The organism is Pseudooceanicola atlanticus, assembly GCF_000768315.1.
Lineage (GTDB): Bacteria > Pseudomonadota > Alphaproteobacteria > Rhodobacterales > Rhodobacteraceae > Pseudooceanicola > Pseudooceanicola atlanticus.
The window spans coordinates 95358-119912 of the sequence record NZ_AQQX01000002.1 but is presented as its reverse complement, the minus strand read 5'-3'; the positions used below and the strand labels follow the sequence as shown (position 1 = coordinate 119912).

20 protein-coding genes and 1 pseudogene are annotated in these 24555 nt (G+C 67.0%); 8 read left to right on the top strand and 13 right to left on the bottom strand.

The features are described from left to right. Positions 1 to 28 precede the first annotated feature (28 nt). Both ATO9_RS04705 and ATO9_RS04700 read left to right on the top strand, forming a co-directional pair. Positions 29 to 1456, top strand: coding sequence for a TolC family outer membrane protein (locus ATO9_RS04705; protein WP_052418115.1), 1428 nt, complete (start codon positions 29 to 31; stop codon positions 1454 to 1456). Between the two features lie 73 nt (positions 1457 to 1529). Then, positions 1530 to 2786 carry a hypothetical protein gene (locus ATO9_RS04700; RefSeq protein WP_043746012.1) on the top strand — a complete coding sequence of 419 codons (1257 nt, stop codon included), beginning with the start codon at positions 1530 to 1532 and terminating at the stop codon, positions 2784 to 2786. Positions 2787 to 2812: 26 nt separating this feature from the next. Here ATO9_RS04700 and ATO9_RS04695 read toward each other — a convergent pair whose 3' ends face one another. Further along, positions 2813 to 4267, bottom strand: a complete 1455-nt coding sequence (locus ATO9_RS04695; protein WP_043746010.1) for a cobyric acid synthase — start codon at positions 4265 to 4267, stop codon at positions 2813 to 2815. A 103-nt stretch (positions 4268 to 4370) separates the two neighbouring features. Further along, the gene (locus ATO9_RS04690) at positions 4371 to 4691 is read right to left on the bottom strand and encodes a DUF6280 family protein (protein ID WP_009805987.1); all 321 of its coding nucleotides are present in this window, start codon (positions 4689 to 4691) and stop codon (positions 4371 to 4373) included. 216 nt (positions 4692 to 4907) lie between these two features. Here ATO9_RS04690 and efp point away from each other — a divergent pair, with 216 nt between their 5' ends. Then, on the top strand, positions 4908 to 5471 hold the full coding sequence (gene efp / locus ATO9_RS04685; protein WP_043746005.1) for an elongation factor P: 564 nt from the start codon (positions 4908 to 4910) through the stop codon (positions 5469 to 5471). Positions 5472 to 5690: 219 nt separating this feature from the next. Here efp and ATO9_RS04680 read toward each other — a convergent pair whose 3' ends face one another. The 4 genes from ATO9_RS04680 to ygfZ all read right to left on the bottom strand — a co-directional run bounded on the left by ATO9_RS04680 (position 5691) and on the right by ygfZ (position 10278). Continuing rightward, positions 5691 to 7133, bottom strand: a complete 1443-nt coding sequence (locus ATO9_RS04680) for a UdgX family uracil-DNA binding protein (RefSeq protein ID WP_043746003.1) — start codon at positions 7131 to 7133, stop codon at positions 5691 to 5693. After that, positions 7133 to 8359, bottom strand: a complete 1227-nt coding sequence (locus tag ATO9_RS04675; RefSeq protein WP_043745998.1) for a putative DNA modification/repair radical SAM protein — start codon at positions 8357 to 8359, stop codon at positions 7133 to 7135. The genes ATO9_RS04680 and ATO9_RS04675 overlap by 1 nt, the downstream gene beginning before the upstream one ends. 206 nt (positions 8360 to 8565) lie before the next feature. After that, on the bottom strand, positions 8566 to 9399 hold the full coding sequence (locus ATO9_RS04670) for a fructosamine kinase family protein (RefSeq protein ID WP_043745996.1): 834 nt from the start codon (positions 9397 to 9399) through the stop codon (positions 8566 to 8568). 123 nt (positions 9400 to 9522) lie between these two features. Further along, positions 9523 to 10278, bottom strand: a complete 756-nt coding sequence (ygfZ, locus tag ATO9_RS04665; RefSeq protein ID WP_043745994.1) for a CAF17-like 4Fe-4S cluster assembly/insertion protein YgfZ — start codon at positions 10276 to 10278, stop codon at positions 9523 to 9525. 67 nt (positions 10279 to 10345) lie between these two features. Here ygfZ and ATO9_RS23835 point away from each other — a divergent pair. Then, positions 10346 to 10960: pseudogene (locus ATO9_RS23835) on the top strand (glycosyltransferase); the annotation flags it as partial. On the opposite strand, the gene ATO9_RS04655 reads toward ATO9_RS23835, so the two are convergent. Continuing rightward, a complete protein-coding gene (locus ATO9_RS04655; protein WP_052418165.1) occupies positions 10896 to 12797 on the bottom strand; it encodes an ABC transporter ATP-binding protein in 1902 nt (633 codons plus the stop codon). The pseudogene ATO9_RS23835 and the gene ATO9_RS04655 sit on opposite strands and share 65 nt — an antisense overlap. Before the next feature lie 149 nt (positions 12798 to 12946). Further along, complete coding sequence (locus tag ATO9_RS04650) at positions 12947 to 13627, bottom strand: tyrosine-protein phosphatase (RefSeq protein ID WP_043745991.1); 681 nt, start codon at positions 13625 to 13627, stop codon at positions 12947 to 12949. 259 nt (positions 13628 to 13886) lie between these two features. Between ATO9_RS04650 and ATO9_RS04645 the strand changes: the two genes are divergently transcribed. Beyond that, positions 13887 to 15086 carry a pyridoxal-phosphate-dependent aminotransferase family protein gene (locus tag ATO9_RS04645; protein ID WP_043745989.1) on the top strand — a complete coding sequence of 400 codons (1200 nt, stop codon included), beginning with the start codon at positions 13887 to 13889 and terminating at the stop codon, positions 15084 to 15086. A gap of 214 nt (positions 15087 to 15300) precedes the next feature. Here the strand turns inward: ATO9_RS04645 and ATO9_RS24530 are convergent, their stop codons facing one another. Continuing rightward, the gene (locus ATO9_RS24530; protein WP_202902108.1) at positions 15301 to 15477 is read right to left on the bottom strand and encodes a hypothetical protein; all 177 of its coding nucleotides are present in this window, start codon (positions 15475 to 15477) and stop codon (positions 15301 to 15303) included. A gap of 68 nt (positions 15478 to 15545) precedes the next feature. Beyond that, positions 15546 to 16658, bottom strand: a complete 1113-nt coding sequence (locus ATO9_RS04640) for a pyridoxal phosphate-dependent aminotransferase (protein ID WP_043745980.1) — start codon at positions 16656 to 16658, stop codon at positions 15546 to 15548. A gap of 181 nt (positions 16659 to 16839) precedes the next feature. On the opposite strand from ATO9_RS04640, the gene ATO9_RS04635 reads away from it, so the two are divergent. Continuing rightward, positions 16840 to 17628 carry a crotonase/enoyl-CoA hydratase family protein gene (locus tag ATO9_RS04635; RefSeq protein ID WP_043745977.1) on the top strand — a complete coding sequence of 263 codons (789 nt, stop codon included), beginning with the start codon at positions 16840 to 16842 and terminating at the stop codon, positions 17626 to 17628. 94 nt (positions 17629 to 17722) lie between these two features. Here ATO9_RS04635 and ATO9_RS04630 read toward each other — a convergent pair whose 3' ends face one another. Both ATO9_RS04630 and ATO9_RS23395 read right to left on the bottom strand, forming a co-directional pair. Continuing rightward, positions 17723 to 18568, bottom strand: a complete 846-nt coding sequence (locus tag ATO9_RS04630; RefSeq protein ID WP_043745974.1) for a hypothetical protein — start codon at positions 18566 to 18568, stop codon at positions 17723 to 17725. Between the two features lie 186 nt (positions 18569 to 18754). Next, on the bottom strand, positions 18755 to 21697 hold the full coding sequence (locus ATO9_RS23395) for a hypothetical protein (protein WP_052418113.1): 2943 nt from the start codon (positions 21695 to 21697) through the stop codon (positions 18755 to 18757). A 277-nt stretch (positions 21698 to 21974) separates the two neighbouring features. On the opposite strand from ATO9_RS23395, the gene ATO9_RS04620 reads away from it, so the two are divergent. Then, positions 21975 to 22595, top strand: a complete 621-nt coding sequence (locus tag ATO9_RS04620) for a thiamine diphosphokinase (RefSeq protein WP_238318666.1) — start codon at positions 21975 to 21977, stop codon at positions 22593 to 22595. On the opposite strand, the gene ATO9_RS04615 is transcribed toward ATO9_RS04620, so the two are convergent. Then, positions 22513 to 23463 (bottom strand): DMT family transporter, encoded by a 951-nt coding sequence (locus ATO9_RS04615; RefSeq protein ID WP_043745968.1) that lies wholly within the window; start codon positions 23461 to 23463, stop codon positions 22513 to 22515. The genes ATO9_RS04620 and ATO9_RS04615 overlap by 83 nt on opposite strands. A gap of 459 nt (positions 23464 to 23922) precedes the next feature. Here ATO9_RS04615 and ATO9_RS04610 point away from each other — a divergent pair, with 459 nt between their 5' ends. Further along, positions 23923 to 24531: a hypothetical protein gene (locus ATO9_RS04610; protein WP_043745965.1), complete on the top strand. Its 609-nt coding sequence runs from the start codon at positions 23923 to 23925 to the stop codon at positions 24529 to 24531. The last annotated feature ends 24 nt before the right edge of the window (positions 24532 to 24555 follow it).

Sequence of the window (24555 nt, the reverse complement as noted above, 5' to 3'; positions counted from 1 at the left end):
CAGACAGGCTGAGGGGCGCAGGACAACAATGATCAGGGCAGCACGACGACTTCTGGCACCGACGATCGCAAGCCTGGCCCTTGTGGCTGGTCTGGCGGCCGCACCGCAACAGGCCCGGGCGGAAACCTTGGCCGATGCGCTGGCTTCGGCCTACGAACATTCCGGCCTTCTGGAACAGAACCGCGCCCTGCTGCGTGCCGCCGACGAAGGCGTGGCCCAGGCGCTGTCCCAGCTGCGCCCGATCGTGTCCTGGGGGTCTGAACTGACCCACACCTTCAGCAATTCCAAGACTGCGGCCTCCAATTTCGTCGCCGTCTCGAACTCCGGCACCTCCGCCTCGCTCAGCCTTTCGGCGCAATTGGTCGTATACGATGGCGGCCAGTCGCAGCTTGGTGTCGAGATCGCCAAGGAATCCGTGCTTTCCACCCGTCAGGCGCTGCTGTCGCTGGAACAGCAGGTGCTGCTGCGCGCCGCCAATGCCTATCTCGAGGTGCGTCGCGCCTCGGAATTCCTGGCTCTGCGCCAGAACAACGTGCGCCTCATCACCCAGGAACTGCGCGCCGCGCGTGACCGGTTCGAAGTCGGTGAGGTGACCCGCACCGACGTGGCCCTGGCCGAAGCACGCCTTGCCGCCGCCCGGTCCGGCCTTGCCGCCGCACAGGGGCAGCTCGCCCAGGCCAATCTGGAATATATCGCTGCTGTCGGTCACAAGCCCGGCCGCCTGTCCCCCGCCGGTGGCCTTCCGCGCCTGCCCGGTACCGCGGATGCGGCTCTGGCGGTGGCCCTGCGCCAGCATCCGGACATGCTGCAGGCCCAGAAAGAGGCCACCGTCGCCGATCTGCGCGTGATGCTGGCCGACGCCGCCCTGTCGCCGACGCTCAGCCTGACCGGCCGTGTCGGCCACACCGAGAATTTCGGCTCGCGGGCCAACAATTTCGGTGGCTCCATTGGGCTGTCCGCGAACCAGACGATCTATGCCGGTGGCCGGCTTAGCTCGCTCCAGCGGCAGGCGATGAACAACCGCGACGCGGCCCGGTCCAACCTGCACGTGGTCAGCCACACGATCCGGCAGAATGTCGGCATCGCAATCTCTGCGCTTCAGGTGCAACGGGCCAGCGCACAGGCCAGCGACCAGCAGGTCCGCGCCGCACAACTGGCCTTCCGCGGCACGCGCGAAGAGGCGACGCTGGGCGCACGCACCACGTTGGACGTGCTGAACGCGGAACAGGAATTGCTCGACGCGCGCGCGAATTTGATTTCGGCGCAGGTTGACGAAATCGCGGCAGGCTATACCCTGCTGTCAGCGATGGGAGAACTCACCGCTCAGAAGCTGAACCTCAAGGTCAGAATCTACGACCCGGCAGGCTATTACAACATGATCAAGGATGCGCCGGCAGGGCTCAGCGAACAGGGCAAGAGCCTTGATCGTGTGCTGCGTCGGATCGGAAAAGACTAAAAACCTTTGCATCCATTGTGAAAAATCGCGGTTCGCTGTACCCTATGGCGGAGGCGAGATCGGCTGGAATGAGATGGCAGATTCTGTAACCAACGTGCAGATCGAGGACGTCCTGTCTTCAATCCGAAAACTTGTATCCGAAGAGGTCCGGGCCCAGACACGGGACGGAAGTGCGACGAATCGTGCGCCCGCCCGTCCCGCCAGCGTGGTTCCTGACCCCGCGCCTGAGCCAGAGGCGAAGCCCGCCGATGACCGCCTGATCCTGACGCAATCGCTGCGCGTGACGCCGCCCACCACTGAAGAGCCCGAGGTGGAGGAACCCGAAACCATTGAGGACGAAGCCGATTTCGTCCATGCCGAGGCCGAGGATGACCCGCAATGCGAGGCCGAGGTCATGAACCTGATGCAGCGCGTCGCCGCCGTCGCTCCCGATCCGGAGGTCAGTGCAGAAGACGACGCGCCCGAAACCCCGGAGGCCAAGGCCCCCGAGGTTGCCGAGGACGATGACACTGCCAGCATCGAACCCGAGAAGATCAAGGCCAGCTTCATCCCCGAGGTTGCACCGCAAACGACCGCCAAGACCAAGGCTGAAGCCGATCCCGAAGAGGAAGCGGAATCCGACGTGATCCCGACCTTCCTGCGCCGGTCGGGCGTGTCGTCGCTCAAGCAGCGCATCGCCGATGTCGAAGAGGCCGTGTCCTCCTCCGGTGGGGAATGGGAGCCGGACGTTGACGAAGACAGCGACGCCGCACCGGAACCGGAAAGCAGCTCCGTCCCGTGGGAAGATCACTTCGCCGAAGAGGATGAGAGCGAAGATTTTTCGGCCGAGCCCGAGCCGGCCGAAGAAGACATTGCCACGGCAGAGTTCGACGGAGCAGAGCTGAATTTCGACTTTGACTCGATCCGTTCCGAAATGGAGCTGGGCGGCGCCGATGCCCGCCGCGATGCCTACCTCGTCGAGGAAGAGGACGAGGAGCCCGAACTCGCCGCGTCCGAACCCGAACCGGTCACCGCCGGCCCCCGCGCGGTCGAAACCGTCGCACCGCAGCCGACCGCCGAAGAGGCCGCGGAATGGGAAGACGACCTGCCCGAGGAAGAGCCGGCCCGCCCGGCCAGCCGCAGCTACAGCGCCGAACCCTATGCCGACGATCAGGCCGCGCTCAGCGCCGATGATCCGACCCTGCTGGACGAGGACATGCTGCGCGACATGGTCGCCGAAATCGTCCGCCAGGAATTGCAGGGCGCCCTCGGCGAACGCATCACCCGCAATGTCCGCAAGCTGGTGCGCCGCGAAATCCACCGCGCCCTGTCGGCCCGCGACATCGTCTAAGCCACGATAGAAACCGGGCGGCCGCGTCAGGCCACCGGTTCTGCAAGCTCCAGAATACGATCCAGATCAAGGTGTTGCGCGACATGCGCCGCCAGCTTGTCCAGCGTCTCCTCGACGCTGGCCTCATAGCTGATCCCCGACTGCGCGCCCATGCGGGCGAGGTCCGCGCGGCGGAACCCGTCCGCGCCGTAGAGCCCGTGCAGGTAGCAGCCCCGCACCCGACCATCCGCGCTGGCCGCCCCTTCGGGCCGGTCGCCGATGCGCAGCCAGGCGCGGTCGCAATCCGGCCCGGTCGTATGGCCGAGGTGGATCTCGTAGCCCGTCACCGCCTCGCCGGTTTCGACGTGATGCGCCGCGCTCAGCCGGACGCGTTTGCCAGGCTTCATCACCGTTTCGATCCGCAGCAGGCCCAGCCCCGGATGCCGCCCCGGCCGACCCTCGATCCCGTCGGGGTCGTCGATCCAGTCGCCCAGCATCTGGTAACCACCACAGAGCCCCAGCACATGCCCGCCGCGCCGCACATGCGCCGCCAGGTCGATATCCCATCCCTGGGCGCGGAAATGCTCCAGATCCGCGATCGTCGCCTTGGAGCCAGGGATCAGAACCAGCGTCGCATCCCCGGGCAGCGGCTGCCCGGCCTCGATAATCTGGACCTCCAGCCCCGGCTCGGATGTCAGCGGATCGAGGTCGTCGAAATTGGCGATCCGGTTTAGCCGCGGCACTGCCACCTTGATCCCGCCGCGCTCCGGCCCCGAGGACAGGTCGAGCACGTCTTCGGCCGGCAATTTCCACGCGTCGTGGAACCAGGGCACCAACCCCAGAGAGGCCCAGCCGGTCTGTTCCGCGATCCGCGTCATGCCATCGTCGAACAGGGTCGGATCGCCCCGGAACCGGTTTACCGCAAAGCCGCGGATCCGGGCGGCGTCGGCATCCGACAGCACCGCCTGGGTGCCGACGATCTGCGCGATGACCCCGCCGCGGTCGATATCGCCGACCAGGATCACCGGCACGCCGGCGGCCTCGGCAAAGCCCATATTGGCCAGGTCGCCCGCCCGCAGGTTGACTTCTGCCGGGCTGCCCGCGCCTTCGACGACGATCAGGTCGTGATCCGCGCCAAGACGTTGGAAACTTTGGACGATTGCCGACATCAGCTTGGGCTTCTCGCGGGCATAATCGCGGGCCGACAGGGTGGCGAAACGCTGCCCCTGCACGATGACCTGGGCGCCCGTATCCGTCTCGGGTTTCAGCAATACGGGGTTCATGTCGATGCGCGGCGCGATGCGCGCGGCCCGGGCCTGCAGCGCCTGGGCGCGGCCGATCTCTCCGCCATCTTCGGTGACAGCGGCGTTGTTGGACATGTTCTGCGGCTTGAACGGCGCGACCCGCAATCCGCGATCCCGGAAAGCGCGGGCCAGCCCCGCCACCAGCATCGACTTGCCCACGTTGGAACCGGTGCCCTGGATCATGATCGCGCGTGCCATGGGGTGTTGCGTTCCTTGCCATCCACCGAACGTTGCGCGCGGAATTGAGCACAAAAAAACGCGCCCCGAAAGGCGCGTTTTTTTACCGTGGATCGGACAGAGGTCAGGCGGCGTCGGCCTGCTCTGCGGCATGACGGCGTTCGCTTTCCTCGCGCGACAGCGCAACCGAGGTGCGGACACCCCGAGACACGAATTCCATCAGCCCCGAAACCACGCGTTCGTTCGGATCGATGCCGGCACAGCTCAGCACTTCGCGGCCATCGCGAGAGCGAGCCCAACGTGCAATCTGTTCCGGACCGTTTCCGTATTTCTTGTCATCGGCGATGGCATCGTCCAGAGCCGCCAGAACCACAGCTGCGAAGAGCTTGCGGGAGCGGTTGCCCTGTTCGTTGTTGAATGCCGTGCCGTCAACGAAATCTTTCATGTTTCGACCTTTGTTATTGCTCTTGCGATTTAGGGCGTGCCGCCGTTTATGGCGAAAATGAGACGATTCGGGTCGGCAACCTTTGCAACCCTGTCATGCTCTCACCGCATACCTACCGCAATGGACATCCCCGCGAACCCGATACCTTGTCAGCACCGAGAGGTCCAGATATAGGACCGGGCTGAAAGCGATCAACCTCTATAGGCGGAAATCAGCATGCCCAAGATCAACGGTAACGAAATCCGGCCCGGCAACGTGCTGGAACATAACGGTGGCCTCTGGGCCGCGGTGAAGGTCGATCACGTCAAACCCGGCAAGGGGGGCGCCTTCGCCCAGGTCGAGATGCGCAACCTGCGCAACGGCTCCAAGCTGAACGAACGCTTCCGGTCCGCGGACAAGGTGGAACGCGTGCGGCTCGAGCAGAAGGACCAGCAATTCCTCTATGAAACCGACGGGATGCTCGTCTTCATGGACACCGAGACCTACGAACAGGTCGAGCTTCCGGCAGAGCTTCTGGGCGATCGCCGCCCGTTCCTGCAGGACGGCATGACCATCGTGGTCGAATTCTACGAATCCGAAGCGCTGAACGCGACCGTGCCCCAGAAGGTGACCTGCAAGATCGTCGAGACGGAGCCGGTCGTCAAAGGCCAGACCGCCGCCAACAGCTTCAAGCCCGCCATTCTGGACAACGGCGTGAAGGTCATGGTGCCGCCCTTCGTGGGCCAGGACGAGGATATCGTCGTGAACACCGAGACCATGGAATATTCCGAACGCGCGTAAGCGTTCGGCGGTGGCATAGGGGCTCTGCCCCTGCCGCCAAGGCTGCGCCTTGACGTCTACCCCGGAGTATTTCCGGCAAGATGAAGCAGGGGCGCAGCACCCATTCGCGTTTAGCAGGAACGTGACGGCATAGATTTGGCGAAATGCCTTGGCTTTCTTCCGGAGCGCATGCTTTCCGAACACGATAACAGCGTGCGGGTTGCCCGCGCGTCTGACTGTTCACATGCGCGCCTGCGCCGCCAGCCAATCCCGCGCCGCCACCAGGTCACTGCGCAACTGCGCCCGCGCCTCCGCCTGTGCGGTCGGATCCGGCACCCGCAGGATGTAGGAGGGGTGGATCGTCACCAGGACCGGCGTGCCATCCGCTGCCGCCTCGATCCCGCCGCGCCGTTTCAGCAGCCCCGCCCCCGACCCGGTCAGCGACGCACAGGCCGTGGCCCCCATGGCAACAATCAGCCTCGGGGCCACCATCTGGCGTTCCAGGTCCAGCCACCATCGGCAATGTTCGACCTCCCCGGCATCGGGGCGCTGGTGGATGCGCCGCTTGCCCCGCGCGGTGAATTTGAAATGCTTGACCGCATTGGTCACGTAGACCCGCGACCGGTCGAGACCTGCAGCATTGGCTTCGGCATCAAAAACCGCACCGGCAGGGCCGACAAAGGGACGCCCAGCCAGATCCTCCTGATCCCCGGGCTGCTCGCCGACGATCATCAGATCCGAATCGACCGGCCCTTCGCCAAACACGACCTGCGTCGCCGGTCCGTGCAACGGACAACGTGTGCAGCCCGCCGCCTGCGCGCGCAGATCGTCCAGCGATCCGGGCAGGGGCGCCACGGCCTCGCGCCGCGCCATGGCCCGCGCCACCATCGCCCGGCGCGCGGGCGGTTCGGTGGGCATGGCCGCCTGCATCTCGGCGGCGCGGCGCGGTGCGTCCCGGATCAGGTCCGGGATCAGCGCGGCCTCCGGCAGGTTCTTCCAGTATTTCTTGGGCATCTCGGATTGCATCGCCCCGACCATCAGCCGCGCCGGGTTGAAGATCGAGGCGTAATAGGTGCGCCACAATTCCTCTGTCGCGTCCTCGGGCGGGCGCTGGTCGGGCGGGGTGGGTGAAAAGCTCAGCCCCGCCTCCGTGAACCGCGCGGTCAGCGTCGGCGTCGCGATCACCCAGTCCATGTCGCCGAACCGCTTGGCAAAGAACGGGGTCGCGGCCTCGACAATCGGATGTTCGGGTTCGAACCACGCGCCAAAGGCCCGCCGCGCCCCGTCCGAGGGCAGTTCACGGAACCGCACGAAGGCATGCATCTTGTGAACGTCGCGCCCCACCGCCTTGGCGTCGGCCAGGATGCGCCGGATCATCGGATCGGAGCGGTCGCCCCAGGTGACCTGCCGGTCCGACAGGCGCAGCACGGCGGCATAGGCGCGGGCGAAGCGTTCCGGATCGGAATGATGCAGCGCGCTTTCGATGGTCGACAGCGCCTTGCGCGATACCCTGATCTCGCGCCTGGGGCCGGGGGTCGGGGCAGCCCCGGCGAACAGGTCGCCCGTCGCCGCGCCCACGCGCCAGACGACATCCTCGGCCCGGATCCCTTGACTGGCCAGCGCCCGCGCCTCTTTCCGCCAGGCGGCGACTCTTCCGACCTCGGGCAGGACGACCTCGCGCATCAGAACAGGCTCAGCTGTTCGGGCGGCGGGGCGAAGCGCGCGCGCAGGGCCTCGGCATCGGTCAGTCCCCGGGGCGACCAGCCGGCGGCGGTGATGAAGGGCGCGGCATGTTTCATCACCGCGCCCATGGCCTTGAGATCCTCGTAACGCAGGGTCCGGTGCCGCCGTGCCGCCAGCAACCGCCCCACCGTCTTGGTCCCGAAACCGGGCACGCGCAGCAGCATTTCCTTCGCGGCCCGGTTCACGTCGACGGGAAAGGCGCCGCGATGGTCCAGCGCCCAGGCCAGCTTGGGGTCGACATCCAGGTCGAGCATGCCCTTGGACGCCACTTCGCTCACGTCGAACCCGTAGAACCGCAGCAGCCAATCCGCCTGGTACAGCCGATGTTCGCGCAGCAGCGGCGGACGGATCAGCGGCAGGGCCTTCGACGAATCCGGGATCGGCGAAAAGGCCGAGTAATAGACCCGGGACAGCGCGTAATTGGCGTAGAGGTTCGAGGATTGCGACAGGATCGCCTTGTCATCGGCCCCGTCCGCGCCAACGATCACCTGCGTCGATTGCCCCGCCGGCGCGAAACGCGCCTTGCGCTTGCCGCGATAGGTCACCTCGCGCGAGGCTTCGCGGCGCAGCCGGACCTCGCCCATCGCCTTGCGAATGCCCTTGGCGTCCTTTTCCGGGGCCAGCCTGGCCAGTCCGGTTTCGGTCGGCATCTCGATGTTGATCGACAGGCGATCGGCCCATTTGCCCGCCTCCTCGATCAGTTCGGGCGCGGCATCGGGGATGGTCTTGAGGTGGATATAGCCGCGAAAGTTCTCCTGCTCGCGCAGGGTGCGGGCGATACGCACCATGTCGGCCATCGTGTCATCCGGCGACCGGATGATGCCCGAGGACAGGAACAGCCCCTCGATGTAATTGCGCCGGTAGAATTCGATCGTCAGCTTGACGACCTCCTCGACCGAGAATCGCGCGCGGTCCACCTGGCTCGACACCCGGTTCACGCAATAGGCGCAATCGAAGATGCAGAAATTCGTCATCAGGATCTTGAGCAGGCTGATGCAGCGCCCGTCCGGCGCATAGGCATGGCAGATCCCCGACCCGCCGGATGATCCCAGCCCCTTGCCATCCCGCGAATCCCGCCGCTCGCCCCCCGACGACGCGCAGGAGGCATCGTATTTGGCGGCATCGGACAGGATCGCGAGCTTCTGGGAAAGGGATAATCCGGGCATATGTTCATGATATGTTCATGTTTGGTCCCGCGCAATAGCACAGGCGGCCTGCCAGCGCCGCCCCACGCGTTTGTGACATTGCGGACTTGTCTGCTTCGAACTGCTGCCGGAAAATTCTGGGTGCTTATAGACTGGATGCAGCGCGCCTGGCTCGGAAAAAAGGAGGCTTTCCAGGTGTCTCGCGAAACGCCTTATTCAGGTGAAGATCAGGCGCCGCTAGCGGTCAGCAGCCGCTCCACCAAACCACGATAGCCCGACCCGAAGAGGCGCAGATGCACCAGGGCCGGCCAGAGCTGGTAGAGGGGGCGCCGCGTCTGCCAGCCGGGCGCGAGGGGGCCATAGGCCGCGTTGAAGCCGGGGCCGGGCTGGCCGAAGAGGTGCAGCATGGCGAGGTCGACCTCGCCATCGCCGTGACAACAGGCCGGGTCGATCAGATGCGCCGCGCCGTCCGGGCCGAAATGCAGGTTCCCCTGCCAGAGATCCCCATGAAGCAGGCCGGGGCCAGGATCGCGGGGCAGCATGTCTGGCAGGCGGGGGCAGAGCGCCTCGATCCGGCGGGCGATATCCGCGGGCAGGGCGGAGAGGTCGGCGGCCAGCCGCGCCTCGGCCCAGAAATCGGGCCATGTCCCTTCGCGCCTGGCAGAGATCGGGGCGGCGGGTATCGTCACGGCGCCGAATGCGTAATCTTCGGGCCAGCCATAGGGCGCGTCTTCGGGGCGATGGTCGTGCAGGGCGCGCAATGCGTGGCCAAGGGCCTGCCAATGGGTCGGCGTGGCCGGGGCCGTGGGCAGGTAGGTCATCACGAAGGCCGTGTCGGTGGCCCACAGGACCTGCGGCACCGGCGCGCCTGCGGCCTGAAGGGCGTCCAGCATTCGCGCCTCGACCCCTGCGACCGGGCCGGTCTTGAGCACGACACGCCGCCCGTCGGACAGGTCCAGCCGGGTGACATCCGACAGGTCTCCGCCATGCAGCGGTGTCCGGGCCTGGACCTGTGCCCCGAGGGCGCGGGTGAGGGCCTGGTCGAGCGTGGTATCATCCATGCGCACAGGATCGCCAGTCGTGCGACCGGGTCAAGAGGCGAGGATTAGCGCGCCCTGCCAACCCCGTGGGGGTTGGGCGAAACGCCGTGCGCTCCGATGCCCACGCTCGGGCTGGCTCCGCTTTCAGGGCAAGGGAGACAGCGTTGCGGGGCCGGCCTGCATGTCCTCTCCCATCCGGTCGAAGCGAAGATAGGCGAGGGCGCGGTCGCCGGCGCTGGTATAGAGCGTGCCGATGGCTTTGCCATTGCGCTCGACCTCGGTCCCCGGATCAGCGGTTCCGCTGATGGCGACGGGGATCAGGCCCTTGCGCAATTCGGTCTTGTGCTTCATCCGCGCCGTGACCTCCTGCCCGACATAGCAGCCCTTGCGGAAATCCACGCCGTTCAGCCGTTCGAACCCGACCTCGAGGATATAGGTGTCGGGCGTCAGCTCCACCCCGCTTTCCGGGATCGCATGGGTGACGCGCAGGGCGTCCCAATCGGTGCCGTCATCGCCACCCTCGGTCCCGTAGAGGCGCCAGCCAAGCGCGGGGTGGCGCGGGTCGTCCACGGCGCCTTCGGGGGCGGGGCCGGTGCCGCGTTTCACCTGAAGCTCCGTCTCTTCGATCTGTACGTCGGCGCGCAGCTTGTACATCTTCAGCCGTTGCAGCAGGCCGGGGGCGAAGGCGTCGGACACGTCCAGCAGGATCGCCGCCGGATCGGCGGGATCGGCGGCGAGGATGAAATCGGCCAGCAGCTTGCCTTGAGGCGTCAGCAGGGCCGCGTAGACGGGGCCGTCGCCCAGCCGTGAGATGTCGTTGGTTACAAGGTTCTGCAGGAAATCCGTGGCATCGCCGCCGGTGATACGCAGGATCGTGCGGTTGGTCTTTTCACTTGTCATGGTCTGCCTCTGCCCGCATGGATATTGGCTGACATATAACATTCTCGCCGGGCCATGAAAGGTGACCATGCGCGCTCCTCTCTCCATCGTCATCCCGACCCTCGATGCGCAGGCCGCGCTACCGGGCTGCGCGGCGGCGCTGATGGAGGGGCTGGAGGCCGGCCTGATCCGCGAGGTCATCGTCAGCGATGGCGGGTCTGGCGACGGGACGCGGGCGGTGGCCGATGCGATCGGCGCGATCTGGGTCGAGGGCGCTGCCTCCCGCGGCGGGCAGTTGCGGCGCGGGGTGGCGGCGGCGCAGGCGCCCTGGCTGCTGATCCTGCACGCCGATACGCAGCTGGCGCCGGGCTGGGCCGAGGCCGTGGGCGAACATCTGGCGCAGGGTGACGGGCGGGCGGGGTATTTCCGGCTGGCTTTCGACCGGGGCGGATGGCGCGCGGCCTGGGTCGCGGGCTGGGCCAACCTACGGGCGCGGCTGGCGGGGCTGCCTTATGGCGACCAGGGGCTGCTGATCCGGGCCGAGTTGTACGAGGGTGTAGGGGGCTATCCCGACATCCCGCTGATGGAGGACGTGGCGCTGGCCCGGCGGCTGCGGGGCCAGCTGGTGGCGCTGCCGGTCACCGCCCGAACAAGCGCCGCCAGATACGTTGCCGAAGGCTGGTTCTGGCGAGGGCGTCGGAACCTGTGGTGCCTGCTGCGCTATCTGGCCGGAGCCGACCCGCACGCGCTAGCGCGATCTTATCGGCCGTCATCCCGTCGGTCTTGAATTGCAGGTCGTGCAGCCGGGCATAAAGCCCGTCGCGGGCCAGCAATTCCTCGTGCGGGCCTTCGTCCACGGCACGGCCGCGATCCATGACCACGATCTTGTCGGCGTCGCGCACGGTGGACAGGCGGTGCGCGATCACGATCACCGTGCGCCCATGCGACAGCCTGTCGAGGGCGTTCTGCACCACCTTTTCCGATTCCGCGTCGAGGGCCGAGGTCGCCTCGTCCAGCAGCAGGATCGGGGTGTCGCGCAGCAGGGCGCGGGCGATGGCGACGCGCTGGCGCTGACCTCCCGACAGGCTGGAGCCGCGCGGGCCGACGGGACTGTCGAGCCCCTTGGGCAGCTTGGGCAGGAAGTCGGCGACATGGGCGGCCTCGAGCACCTCCTGCAGGTGGTCCTCGCTGACATCGGTACGGCCCAGCAGGATGTTTTCCCGCAGGGTTTCGTCGAAGAGCGCGGCATCCTGGGACACGACCGAGAGCAGCCCGCGCAGATCCTCGAGCCGCATCGTATCGACCCCGACGCCGCCGATCTCGATCGTGCCGGATTGTGGCGCGACCAGGCGGGAGACGAGGTTGAACACGGTCGACTTGCCCGCACCGGAGGCCCCGACCAGCGCCGTGGTCTTGCCCGGCTCGGCGGTGAAGCTGAGCCCATGCAACACCTTGGTCTCGCCATAGCTGAGTTCCACGTCGCGCAGGGTGATGCCGGGCACGCCGGTCGGCGGGGCCACGGGCTTGGACGGGGAAACGAGGGTCGGTTGGGTCTCCATCAGCTCGCGCAGGCGTTCCAGCGCGGAGGCGGCGACCTGCCAGACGCCCGACACCGCGCCCAGCCGGCGCAGCGGTTCGAAGGCCAGGCCGATGGCGGTGAAGAAGGACATGAACTCGCCCACCGTCTTCTCGCCCGAGATGATCTCTCCGCCGCCATAGACCAGCACGCCGAGAAACCCGAGACCGGCCATGATGTCGATCAGGCCGGGGATCGCGGCGGTGCCGGCGGTCACCTTGACCGAGGCGGAGACGAGGTCATCGGTCGCCTCGCCATAGCGTTGGGACTGGTAGGCCTCCAGCCGGTTCAGCTTGACCGGGACAATGCCGTGAAAGATCTCGTCCAGCCGCACGGCCAGCTTGGCGCCCAGGTCGCGGACCTCGCGGGCGCGGCTGCGCACGAAGCGCTGCACGAGGATGGCGGGCAGCACCATCAGAGGGGCGCCGATCAGGGCGATCACGGTCCACAGCCAGTCGACCGACAGGGCGACGATGGACAGGATCACCAGCGCCACCGCGTCGCGGCCCGCGCCGGTCAGCACGGCGTTCCAGACATCGTTGACGGCGCCCACATCCCCCTGGATCCGCTGGATCAGGTAGCCGGGCGGATGGGTCTGATGGAACAGCCCGTCCTGCCGCATCATCCGCGCCAGCAGGTCCTTGCGCAGCCGCGCCGAGGAGAGCTGGGAAATCCGCGCCAGCAGCACCTTCTGCCCCATCGAGGCGAAGGCGCGGCCCAGGAAGATCCCCAGGATCGCGGCGCCGACCCAGCCAAGCGCCTGGGTGTTGCCCGAGATGAAGACCTCGTCGAACATCGGGCGCATGATCCAGCTGAGCGCGCCGAGCATCGAGCCTTCGACCGACATCAGCAGCAGCGCCGCCAGCATCGGCCATTTGTACTGGTGCAGGTACCCGCGCCAGAGCCACAGCAACAGCCCGCGGCTGTCGGCGGCAATCGGCGCGGTCTGTTCCGCGCCGCTCAGCGCGGCGGCGGTGGCGGGGCCGGGGTTAGGCCCGACCGGGGGAGCGCCGTTGGGGGCGCCATTGGTGGCGGACGTACCGGCTTTGCTCGCGTCGGACGGTTTGTCGCCGGTGGCCTTTGTGTCCTTGGGGGCGTTGGGATCGGGTTGGGTCAAGACCTGCTCCGTTTCCGGTTGAAGCCGTCCTGGATGACGGCCGGGTCGTATTCGGTGCGGATCCAGTCTTCGAATCCGATGCCGGTTTCGGCATGGCGGGCGGCGTAGACATCCAGAGTATGGTCCAGCACCCCGGTCTTGGTCCATTTGAAATGCACGTATTTCGCACCCAGCATCTTGCGGGCCTCTTCGACCGGGCGGCCTTCGATCACCATGAGGTACATGGCCGAGGCGAACCCGGCGCGGTCGGCGCCCGATTTGCAATGCATCACGAAGGGTTTCTCGATGGTGCGAAAGGCGTCGATCACGCCCAGGATATGTTCGCGCGAGGCGGCGTTGCGGGCCTGAAGATTGCAATCGACCAGGGTCAGTCCAAGCTCTTCGCAGCTGGCCTTTTCGGTCAGGTAATGCGCCGATCCGCCCGCGCCGCGCAGGTTCAGCACCGACTTGATGCCCATCTGCTTGAGCTTTGCGAACCGCGCGTGATCTGGGTGATTGGACCGGTAGACGCCGGGGGCGACCTGGAAGAAATTGGTCCAGACCTTGCGCAGGATCGCATGGTCGAACCACAGGTTGTAGATATTGGCGCGTCGGCGGTTTTCCGGCGTGGTCGGCGCCACGTTGTACGAAGCCCGGAGCGCCTTTTCCCATTGCTGTATCCGTGCGATCGGATTCATGCGGTTCTGGCCTTTCGAAACTGGCCTGTCACTGCTGGCCTTTCACGTCCGGATCGGTCCGGTCCCCCCATTTAGGGTGTCGCCGTGGCTGTGGCAAGCAAGGCGGGGCGCGACGTCGGGACGGTCAGGTTTGCGAAGTGAGGCCTGCAACTTTGCAAAGCCGGTCGCCGCAAATGCCGCAGCCCGGTCGCGCCGCAGCGATTGACGCCGCCGGAGGCTCCGCTAACACTTGCGCGGCGTAAATTCTGACAGGTGTCCCATGCCCCTTGCCGCCGGCCGTCCCTACCTTGCCATTCCCGGTCCCTCCGTCATGCCCGATGCGGTGCTGCAGGCGATGCACCAGCCCGCGCCCAACATCTACGAAGGTGACATCGTGGCGATGGTGCAGGGCATGGTGCCCGACCTGAAACGGGTCGCCCGGACCGAGGGCAAGGTCGCGATCTACATCGCCAATGGCCACGGCGCCTGGGAGGCGTCCCTGGCCAATATCGCCAGCACCGGCGACAAGGTGCTGGTCTGTGTCACCGGCCGGTTCGGCCATGGCTGGGCCGACATGGCCGAAGGTCTGGGACTGGACGTCACCAAGCTGGATTTCGGCACCAAGGAGGGCATCGACGCCGCCCGTCTGGAAGAGGCGCTGCGCGCCGATACCGGCCATGGCTACAAGGCGGTGCTTTTCAGCCATGTCGACACCGCGACCTCGCTGCTGAACGATCCGCGCCCGCTGCGGGCGGCGCTGGACGCGGCGGGCCACCCGGCTCTGCTGATGGCCGATTGCATCGCCTCGATGGCCTGCGAGGAATTCGAGATGGACGCCTGGGGCGTGGACATCGCCGTGACCGGGTCGCAGAAGGGTCTGATGGTGCCGCCGGGCCTGTCCTTCGTCTTCGTCAACGCAAAGGCGGAAGAGGCGCGCAAGGCCGTGCCCCGCGTGTCGCGCTACTGGGACTGGACGCCGCGCATCAACCCGGAATTCTTCTACAATTTCTTCGGCGGCACGGCGCCCACCCACCACCTCTTCGGTCTGCGGGCGGCGCTGGACATCCTGCATGACGAGGGGATCGAAACCGTCTGGGCGCGCCATGTCACCCTGTCCCGCGCGATCTGGGCGGCCTGCGAGGCCTGGGGCGAGGATAACGGGGCCCTGCGGATGAACGTCGCCAACCGGACGCTGCGGTCCCACGCGGTGACGGCGCTTGGCCTGGGCGAACGCAACGGCGCCGCCCTGCGCCGCTGGGTGGCGGACAATGCCGGCGTGACGCTGGGCCTGGGCCTCGGCATGGCGACGAAGGAGGACCCCAATGGCGACGGGTTCTTCCGGATCGGCCATATGGGCCACCTGAACGCGCATATGGTGCTGGGCATGCTGGGCACGCTGGAAGCCGGGATGCAGGCGATCGGCGTCCATCACGGCCCGAACGCGCTGAGCGCCGCGGCCGAGGTCATCGCCGCCGGATAGGTCGGAAAGGGGCTCTGCCCCTGGCGCCCAAAGCTGCGCTTTGGGCGCTACCCCGGAATATTTTTGGCAAGATGAAGCAGGGGACCAGCGCCCCTTTTTCACCTTGCGTTAAATACTCCGGGATTCTCAAGGGCAGCGCCCTTGAGCGCCCTTGCGGCGTGAGCAAAATCAGATCGTGTGCGCCGCAGGCGCGCCTTTGGATCAGGCGGCGGCTTCAGTCACGGGGGCGGAGGCGGTCGATGCCAATGTTCAGAAGCCAGCCTGCGGCCATCACCGCGGGCAATCCGTAGAGCGACCAGATCACGCCGAAAATCCACAGCAGGTTCACGAACCCCATGACCAGGGCGGCCACGGTGTAATCGGGGGCGCGGGGGCGGTGATCTCCGTTCATCTGTCTCAGGTCCTGCTATATGGCAGGAAATGTAGCGCATCCCGACGGCAAATCACCGCAAAATCTGATCAGGCCAGGCTTGCGCGGGCCTCTGCCAGGGCGGAGGGCAGGACCTTTTCCAGCACGGCCAGGTCTTCGGGCCGCCCGCAGGAGATCCGCACGCAGCGGTCCTGCGGGGCGACGAAGGGCATGCGGATGAAGACGCCCTGCTTGGCCAGGCTGGCCACCAGCGCGCGGGACAGGTCGCCATCGGCGCCCAGGTCCACGGTCACGAAATTGGTAGCCGAGGGCAGCGGTGTCAGGCCGTTGTCGCGGGCGATGCGGCCGATCTCGTCCCTGGCGGCGGCAACGGCGTCGATCACCCAGGCGAGGTGCTGCTGATCCTGCAACGCTGCCAGCGCGCCCGCCTGGGCGGAGCGGTTCATGCCGAAATGATGCCGGATCTTCTCGAAGGCGTTGATGATCGGCGCGGCCCCGATCGCATAGCCGATCCGCGCGCCCGCCATGCCATAGGCCTTGGAGAAGGTGCGCAGGCGGATGACCCGCGGATCCTCCACCGGCAGGGGCAGGGTGGCGTCCAGCGGGGCGGTTTCGAAATAGGCCTCGTCCAGCACCAGCAGGCAGCCATCGGACAGGTCGTCCAGCGCCGCCGCAATCTCCGCACCGGTCCAGTAGCTGCCCATCGGGTTGTCGGGATTGGCGATGTAGACAAGCTTGGCATCCGTTTCGTTGGCGCGGGCGATAAGGGAGGGCAGGTCCTCCTTGTCATCCGCATAGGGCACCATGGAAAGCGTCCCCCCGTAGCCGTTCACGTGGTAGTTGAAGGTGGGGTAGGCCCCGGCCGAGGTGACGACGGTATCGCCCGGCTCGACCATCAGGCGGGTGACGTAGCCCAGCAGCCCGTCGATGCCTTCGCCGATCACGATATTGTCGAACCCGACGCCATGATGCGCTGCCAGTGCGTGGCGTAGGTCGTGGCTGGGTGCGTCGCCGTATTTCCAGATCTCCGCATCCGCCTCGCGCATGGCCTGCAGGGCCTGGGGGCTGGGGCCGAAGATGTTCTCGTTCGCGCCGAGCCTTGCCCGGAAGGCCGTGCCGCGATCCCGTTCCAGGGTTTCGGGGCCGATGAAGGGCACGGTGGCCGGCAGGCTGTCTGCCAGTTTGGTCAGGCGCGGGGGCATGGCATATCCTTCTCTGCAGGCGCGACGAGCCGCTGTTTCCGGCGCGCATAGCCCGATCGGGGTCGTTCGGGCAAGCGTGGCGTATGCGGCAGCGCAGCGACAAACTCGCCGCAACGTCGGGCTGGCCTCTCCGGGTGGGAGGGGGCAGAGTGGCGCCAACCAGGTTGAGGGAGGTATAGCCATGGCCAGAGTGACCACGGAAATCAGGGACCACGTCGCCCATGTGACGCTGACGCGGGCGGACAAGATGAATGCCGTCGATCCCGACATGGCGCAGGCCATCGTCGATGCCGGCGAGGCGCTGATCGGCAACGAGGATATCCGCGCCGTGCTGCTGTCGGGCGCCGGCAAGGGGTTCTGCGCCGGGCTCGATGTGGCGTCGTTTGGCAAACATGCCTCGGGCGGGGACCAGACCGACCGGATCGTGGCCCGGACCCACGGCGCATCGAACCTGATGCAGCGCGTGGCCACGGTCTGGCGCGACGTACCGGTGCCGGTGATCGCCGCCGTGCAGGGCGTGGCCTTTGGCGCGGGGTTCCAGCTGGCCCTGGGCGCGGATGTGCGTATCGCTGCGCCGGGCACGAAATTCGCGGTGATGGAGGCCAAGTGGGGCCTGATCCCCGATATGGGCGGCATGGTCCTGATGCCCAAGCTGATGCGGTCCGACGTGATCCGCCTGATGACCTACACCGCGGAACCGGTGCCGGCGGAAAAGGGCGTCGACTGGGGCTTTGTCACCGAGATCGCCGAAGACCCGCAGGCCCGCGCGCTGGAGATCGTGACGGCGATTGCCGACAAGTCGCCGTCGGCCACGCGGCTGGCCAAGGCGCTGATCGCGACCGCGGAAAGCGGTGCGAGCGAGGCGGACGTGCTGATGGCGGAAAGCGTCGAACAGGCCAAGCTGATCGGCGGCGCGCACCAGATCGAAATCGTGTCGGCCAACATGGCAGGGCGCAAGCCGGAATTCTGAGGGCTTCCGGGGCTGACAAGAAAGGGCGCTTCGGTCTGGCCGGGGCGCCCTTTTTTGGTGCTGCCAGGGTCGGCGCGGCGGGGCTTGGCCGGGATCACTCCGGGTCGTAGTCCATCGTGCGGCGGAACAGCTCTCCGCTCAGGCTGAAATAGCTGAGGCCGCCCGCCGCGCCCGCGATCTCGACCGAGATCGTGGCGCCGTCGATATTGGTGCAGGTCTGCGCGGCATAGGTGACGGGCTGGTCGAAGGCGCGCAGTCTTGCACCGTCGACGCGCAGCGACACGGTCACCGCGGGCTGGCGCCGCGCGTCGGCGCTTGGAGAGCCGCCGCGGATGCAGAACTGGTAGCGGCCGGGCAGGTCGTTCACCAGCACCACGTCGTGCAGGGGCGCGCCGCTGTCTTCCCAGGTCATGACCCAGCGGCTGATCCGTTCCAGCCCGTAGGAGGTCATGGTCAGCGGGTCGATTTCCGTGAACGTGCCCTCCAGCGGGGCGCTCAGCGGCGGGACGGGGCTGTCATAGCGCAGCGCGATGCGCTCTGCGGTGGTGACGAGGCAGGACCCTGCATCCAGCGCATAGGGCCGGGCGCCCGCGAGGACGGTGTCGTCGATATAGACCGACAGCGGTGCCGGATCGGCGCCCCCCGAGACGCTGTCGTTGCGGCAGAGCCGGTAGCTGCGCCGTTCGTCGTGATCGGCGATCAGTGCGCCATAGGACAGGGCGTATTCATCTTCGACCCAGCGATGCGACAGCGACCATCGGCCCGGCGTCGTCAGGTCGTCCAAGCTGGCTTCGGCACTGTCCTGGCGGGTCGTGATGACCTTGCGGGTCGAGGTGACGACCTGCGCCATGGCCTGGTCGGCCAGCAGCAGGAGGGCAAGGGCAGGAAGCAGGCGGGGCAGGGCGCGGACCTCGGGCAGATTTGGATCGTGTCGGACCAATCTAACGGCGGGGGCGCGGGATGATAGTGATTCCCGAAATCCTCGGCGGCGATTTGCGGGACATGCGCAGTTTGCGCGCCAGGCGGGGAAAGGCAGAGGGCCCGGCGGAGGTATGAAATCCTCCATCCGGGCCCTTGCGAGTGGGTCTGTGCGGCGCGGCCAAGCTGGCTGGCCGGGCGCGCGGGGTCAGGAGACCGCGCGCTCCTCGGGGCGGAAGTTGATCCGGTCGGAGACCGCGAAGCGACCGCCGGCAACCTTGCGCAGCTTGCCTTCGCGCAGCAGGCGGCCGAAATGGCGCAGGCTGTCCTCGCGGTTGAAATCCTCCTGCTCGACCTGGCGAACCTTGGTCATCAGCTGCGGGCGGGAGAACTGCTCGCGCTCCTCGACGAAGGCGAGGTAGGAGGCCGCGGCTTCCAGCAGGTCGGGCAGATCGACGGCACCGACGCGGGCGGCGAACTCCGTGAAGGACGCGGCATGGGCGGCCGCGGCCTGCGCATGCTTGTCGGCGTCGTGATCGGAATCGGCCTCGCGGCGGGCGATGGCGCGTTCGGCTTCTTCTTCCTGCTTGGCGATGTCGGCGACGCGGATGCGGCGGGGACGGACCGGGCCGGCGGGGGCCGCTTCGGTCATGTCGACGCGCTGTTCGGCGACCAGTTTCAGCGGGGCCGGGCGGTCCTCGGTGCGGCGCGCCGGGGTGTCGCCGGCCGGTTTGACGGCGGGACGGCGGGGGCGCACGACCTGGGCCAGGTCCTCGCGATAGGCGTCGGTATCCTCTTCCTCATCCGGTTCTGCCAGATCGGAGCCGGCCTGCTTTTCCGCCTTGGTGGCGGCCACGGCAGCGCGCAGATGCGCGATGGCAGAGCGGCGGCGGGTGCCGTCGGTATCGCCCAGCTGGTGGTTGGTTTCGGCCAGGATGCGGTCCATGTCGTTTTCCGACCCGGTATCCAGCAGGCGCTGGCGGCGCGGGGTGACGGGCTGAACCGGGGCGGGGGCCTCGGCCACATCCTCATCGTCCTCGTCGTCGTCCCAGGCTTCATCGTCCCAGGATTCGCCGGCGTCCATCAGGTCGTCGTCATCCTCGTCCTCGTCGTAGGACCAGTCCTCTTCGGGCTGGGCTTCGGCCTTGGGGGCCGCTGCGGCGGGGGCGGGTTCGGACGGATCGGCACCGGAGTCGCGGGCGATCTCGGCTTCGAGGGCCAGAAGCTCCTGCTGAAGCTCTGCCTCGTCCTCGGGGCTCAGGCTGCTTTCGCCCAGGTCCAGGGTGCGGGTCGAAAGCGGGCCGTCGTCCTCGTCCTCGGCGTCGTCATCTTCTTCCAGCGTGCCGTCCTGAAGCGCGGCTTCGAAGTCGCGGCGCTTGACCTTGACCACGCGGGGCGCGGCAGCGGCGGGGCGGGGCGCTTCGGGGGCCGGCGCGGCTGCTGCAGGCTCTTCGTCGTCCTCATCGTCGAGCCAGGCTTCGTCATCCTGGGCGTCGTCGTCGGCGTCTTCCGCGTCGAACGTGTCATCGTAGGCCTCGACCTCGTCCGCGTCGTCCGCTTCGGCGGCGTCCTCGAAATCGTCTTCGTCATCGAGCCAGAGGTCGGCGTCGTCCTCATCCTCCGCCTCAGCGGCGATCACGGCAGCGATGGTGTCTTCTTCGCTGACGGCCTCGTCCTCGGCGGTATCTTCACCCTCGGCATTGGCGATGGCCATGGCGGCAGAGAGATCGATATCGCCCTCGGCGTCGTCGCTGTCGGCAACGGCCTTATCGGTGTCCCCATCGTCGTCCTGCTGGCGCATATGGGCGTCGATGGCGGCCAGCGTGGCGTCGGCATCTGCATCGTCGATATCGGCGATTGCGGGCGCGTCTTCGGCATAAGCCTCGACGCTGTCATCCTCGTCTTCGTCGTCGTAATCGAACTCCATCTCGGCGATCTTGGCGATGTCGGCTTCGGTGAAGTCGTCATCGTCCTCGGAATCGTCCTCTGCGGTGGCCTCTTCGGCCTCGGCTGCGACGTCGTCTTCGGCTTCGGTCACGGTCTCTTCGACCATGTCTTCGTCAGCGACAGCCTCGTCGGCGATTTCCGCGAGAGCGGCGTCAGTCAGGTCCTCGGCCGGGGTCGTCTCGTTCTCGAAATTGTCCTCGAGGAAGGCATCGGTTTCCTCGAAATCCGCCTCTTCCGCATGCTGGTCTTCGCTGAAATCGGGCATCGGTGCGACGCGGTCCTTGGATACGACTTCGCGGATGCGCTGCAGCTTGGCGGCGACGGAATTGGCGTCGGGATGCACGGTCGGGGTCGGGCGTGCCTGGCCCAGGCGGGCCGGACGGGTCGCGCCGGTCACCTGCACGCGGGGACGCGCCGGGGTGATCGAGGCCGCGCGGGACGGCACCGCGATACGGGGCTGCACGCGGGGCTGCGGCTGCGGGGCGGGGTTCTGGGCGACGGGTTCGTCTTGGGTGGCCGCCTCGACCTCGTCCTCGGCGATGGCGTCTGCCAGGTCGTCGGCTTCGATGTCGGCTGCGGCTTCAACTTCGGCTTCGGCGGCGATCTCGGTGTCTTCGTCAGCCTCGGCGATCTCTTCCGCGGCCACTTCGGCCTCGGCTTCGGTCGCGTCGATATCTGCGGTGGCGTCTTCTGCGTCGGCTTCGGCGATCACGTCGGCGAGGGCGGTGTCGAGTGCCTCATCCTCGGCGGCGTCATCCTCTGCCACGACCTCTTCTTCGACGTCGTCTTCGGTGATGTCGGTGGCGATGTCGTCTTCGTTCACGTCATCGGCATCGTCTGCGACATCTTCGGCAGGCGCTTCCGGCTCTGCGACCGGTGCCTTGGCAACAGGGGCCTCTGCGGGGGCCTCTGCCTTCGGGGCCTCGGCCTTCTCTTCGGCGGGGGCGTCGTCGCCCTGGCGCAGGACGATTCCGTCCTCGCTGTGGCGGGCCTCGATCCGGCGGGCGGCGGTGCGGCTGGCCAGCTGGGCCAGCAGGTCGGGATCAGGGGTCGGCGGTTCCGCCCCGAAAAAGCGATCATCCGCGGCCAGGTCACGGAAGTATTCCGCAATGGCTTTCATCGTCGTGAAGGCGTCGTCGAAACCCTCAAGCGTGCAGGAGAACGTGCCATAAGACACGGTCAGGATTTTGTTTGACTCAGCCACGTTACTTCTCGCTCTTTGTCTCTACCACTCGGGGCGGGATTGGTCTTATTTCCACCTCTGGCTTTGGACGATGCGCCCGAACAGGTCCGAATCTAAGGAACAGGTCGTCTCATTTTGTGACAATTCTGTGGTACCCGTCCACTTCAGACCGAAATCGAGAACAATGACATCCGACATAAACCCACGTGATTCTATTCAACCCCTTGTTAGCACAGATGGGCCTGTCCTGCTTCTGGGCGGGGCCAGGACGGCGGACACGCAAGGGGTTTTGCGCGATATGCTGGCGATCGGGGCGCTTGGGCAGGCCCCTGTCGTCGCCGCGGATGGCGGTGCGGGGCTGGCGATTGCGGCCGGGCTGGCCCCGGCGGCGGTGATCGGCGACTTCGACAGCCTGTCGGATGCGGACCGCGCGCGGCTCGACCCGTCGGTGCTGCACCGGGTCGCGGAACAGGAAACGACGGATTTCGACAAGGCGCTGCGGGCGGTCCGCGCGCCGGTCGTGGTGGGCGTCGGGTTTCACGGGGCGCGGCTGGATCATCAGCTGGCGGCGATGACGGTGCTGGCGCGCCACCCGGACCGGCCCTGCATCCTTGTCGGGCCCGAGGATATCGTCTGCCTCTGCCCGCCGCGCCTGCGGCTTCAGGCCGAGGTCGGGTCCTGGCTGTCGCTTTATCCGCTGGGTCCGGTCAGCGGATGCTCGGACGGGCTGGAATGGCCCATCGACGGGCTGGAGCTGACGCCGGCAGACCGCGTCGGTACGTCCAACCGAGTCTCTGGCCCGGTGCAGCTGGAAATGGGCGCGCCGCTGATGCTGCTCATACTGCCGCGCCCGGCCCTCCGCCCTCTGCTTGAAGCTCTGTCACGGTCTGACGCGCGATGGCCCGCTCGCGCAGGATGATATAGAGGCCCGCCGCCACGGTGATCCCGATACCGATGGCCGCCAGCCCGTTGGGCAGGTCGCCGAAGACGGCCCAGCCGATGATCGTGGCAATGGGGATTTCCAGGTATTGCATCGGCGCCAGCGTGGCCGAGGGGGCAAAGCGCAGGGACCAGGTCATCAGCAGGTGACCGAACGACCCCAGGATCCCCAGCATGATGTAGAACTTGATCGCCTCGGTGGGGATCGACACCATTTCCAGCGGCGTGATCTCGAATTCGGCGCCGACCAGCGCGATCGGCACCAGCAGCGCGGTGGCCATCAGCCCGCTGACGCCCTGCATGCCGATGGGGTCGGTTTCCTTGGCGATGCGGCGGGTGACCAGCATGAAGAAGGCAAAGGCAAAGGCGACCCCGATCGGCAGAAGCGCCGGCCAGCCGACATTGGCAAAGCTGGGCTGCACCACGAACAGCGTGCCGACAAAGCCGACGGCGCAGGCAGCCAGCCGGCGCCAGCCCACCTGTTCGCCCATCAGCGCCCAGCCCATCAGCAGCAGGATGAAGGGCATGACGAAGGCAATGGCGACGGTTTCCGCCAGCGGCAGGAATTGCAGCGAGGTGAACATCAGCCCGACGCCCAGGATGTGCAGCACCGTGCGCAGGAACACGAAGGCGGCGATCTGCGGCGAAATCCGCATCGCGCGGCCCGTGGCCCAGGCCAGCGGCACGAGGAACAGCCCCTGCATGACGAACCGCAGCAGAACCACCTGGAAGACGGGCTGGCCGAATTCCGGCTGGCCCAGCAGTTTCGCCGTGCTGTCGCCCAGGGGGGCGGTCACGCAAAAGCCCAGCATCAGGGCTATGCCAAGCATCGGACGGTCGGCGTTCATCGGGGGCTCCGGGGCAGAATAGACGGACCAAACCACGCAGCGCCGCGCCGGGCAAGCTCTGCCACCGCCCCCGCAATGCAAGAACGCCCGTGCAGGCCATGGCCCGACGCCCGCGCCGGTCCCGCCCTTTCGCGCGCGCCCCTCTTTCATCTGGCCGATAAATATCCCCGCCGGAGGCGCCTGCCACCGCCACGGGGACGATCCGCCGTAGGCCGGGGCCGGACCCTCGCAACCCGGGGTTCAAGTCTACGCAAGGTCAACTGGATGACCTGACGCGCATTTTGCGGCCCCCGGGGCATCGGGGGGCGGTTTTCCTGCGATCTTCTGCCGAAGGTTGGGACCGCTTCGGGCGAAGGTTCGCCCGCCCGGACGGGGGCCGGAACGTATCCGGGGGGCAGGCCATTGGGCTGGCAACGGGGCAACGACACCGCCCCGATCACAAGACTGAAGGAGACTATCATGACCTTTCGTACCAAGAGCCTGAGCCTTGCCGCCATCCTCGCCGCATCCGTGTCCGGTGCCGCCCTCGCACAGGGTGTCAGCGTCGGGACCGGTGGCGATGCCGGTGCCTCCGTCGGGACCGGAAACGGCGCCGCATCCGTCGGCGCGTCGCTGGGCGCCGATGCAAGCGCGGATGCCGCAGGCAACATGTCGAACGGCAATGGCTCGGCCGATATGGGCGCCGATGCGGACATGGATACCGACATGGCCGCCGATACCGGCGACACCATGGAAGACGGCACGGATGCCATGAAGCAGACCTACGGCGCCGTCGTGTCCTCGCTGCAGACGGGCACCAATGCCGAGGCCGATATCGGGTCCATCGACGCGGACAGCGAAATCTCGACCATGACCGTGTCGGAACTGCAGGGGAATGCCGGTGAAAACGCCCAGGCGCTGGACAATGCCCTGGCCGATGCCGAACTGACCGATTTCCACGCCATGATCGATGGCAATGCAGAGCTCAAGGCCGCACTGGAAGCCGAAGGGTTCGAAGCGGAAGACGTGATCGGTGTGTATTCCACCGCCGATAACAGCTTCGAAGTGCTGGTCGACGATCGCGGGTAATCCTTGCGCCCGCAGGGGCCGACC

Bases quoted from the DNA above. Each gene is read 5' to 3' on its own strand.
- ATO9_RS04705 (WP_052418115.1), top strand. From the start codon at position 29: ATGATCAGGGCAGCACGACGACTTCTGGCACCGACGATCGCAAGCCTG.
- ATO9_RS04700 (WP_043746012.1), top strand. From the start codon at position 1,530: ATGGCAGATTCTGTAACCAACGTGCAGATCGAGGACGTCCTGTCTTCA.
- ATO9_RS04695 (WP_043746010.1), bottom strand. From the start codon at position 4,267: ATGGCACGCGCGATCATGATCCAGGGCACCGGTTCCAACGTGGGCAAG.
- ATO9_RS04690 (WP_009805987.1), bottom strand. From the start codon at position 4,691: ATGAAAGATTTCGTTGACGGCACGGCATTCAACAACGAACAGGGCAAC.
- efp (WP_043746005.1), top strand. From the start codon at position 4,908: ATGCCCAAGATCAACGGTAACGAAATCCGGCCCGGCAACGTGCTGGAA.
- ATO9_RS04680 (WP_043746003.1), bottom strand. From the start codon at position 7,133: ATGCGCGAGGTCGTCCTGCCCGAGGTCGGAAGAGTCGCCGCCTGGCGG.
- ATO9_RS04675 (WP_043745998.1), bottom strand. From the start codon at position 8,359: ATGCCCGGATTATCCCTTTCCCAGAAGCTCGCGATCCTGTCCGATGCC.
- ATO9_RS04670 (WP_043745996.1), bottom strand. From the start codon at position 9,399: ATGGATGATACCACGCTCGACCAGGCCCTCACCCGCGCCCTCGGGGCA.
- ygfZ (WP_043745994.1), bottom strand. From the start codon at position 10,278: ATGACAAGTGAAAAGACCAACCGCACGATCCTGCGTATCACCGGCGGC.
- ATO9_RS04650 (WP_043745991.1), bottom strand. From the start codon at position 13,627: ATGAATCCGATCGCACGGATACAGCAATGGGAAAAGGCGCTCCGGGCT.
- ATO9_RS04645 (WP_043745989.1), top strand. From the start codon at position 13,887: ATGCCCCTTGCCGCCGGCCGTCCCTACCTTGCCATTCCCGGTCCCTCC.
- ATO9_RS24530 (WP_202902108.1), bottom strand. From the start codon at position 15,477: ATGAACGGAGATCACCGCCCCCGCGCCCCCGATTACACCGTGGCCGCC.
- ATO9_RS04640 (WP_043745980.1), bottom strand. From the start codon at position 16,658: ATGCCCCCGCGCCTGACCAAACTGGCAGACAGCCTGCCGGCCACCGTG.
- ATO9_RS04635 (WP_043745977.1), top strand. From the start codon at position 16,840: ATGGCCAGAGTGACCACGGAAATCAGGGACCACGTCGCCCATGTGACG.
- ATO9_RS04620 (WP_238318666.1), top strand. From the start codon at position 21,975: ATGCTGGCGATCGGGGCGCTTGGGCAGGCCCCTGTCGTCGCCGCGGAT.
- ATO9_RS04615 (WP_043745968.1), bottom strand. From the start codon at position 23,463: ATGAACGCCGACCGTCCGATGCTTGGCATAGCCCTGATGCTGGGCTTT.
- ATO9_RS04610 (WP_043745965.1), top strand. From the start codon at position 23,923: ATGACCTTTCGTACCAAGAGCCTGAGCCTTGCCGCCATCCTCGCCGCA.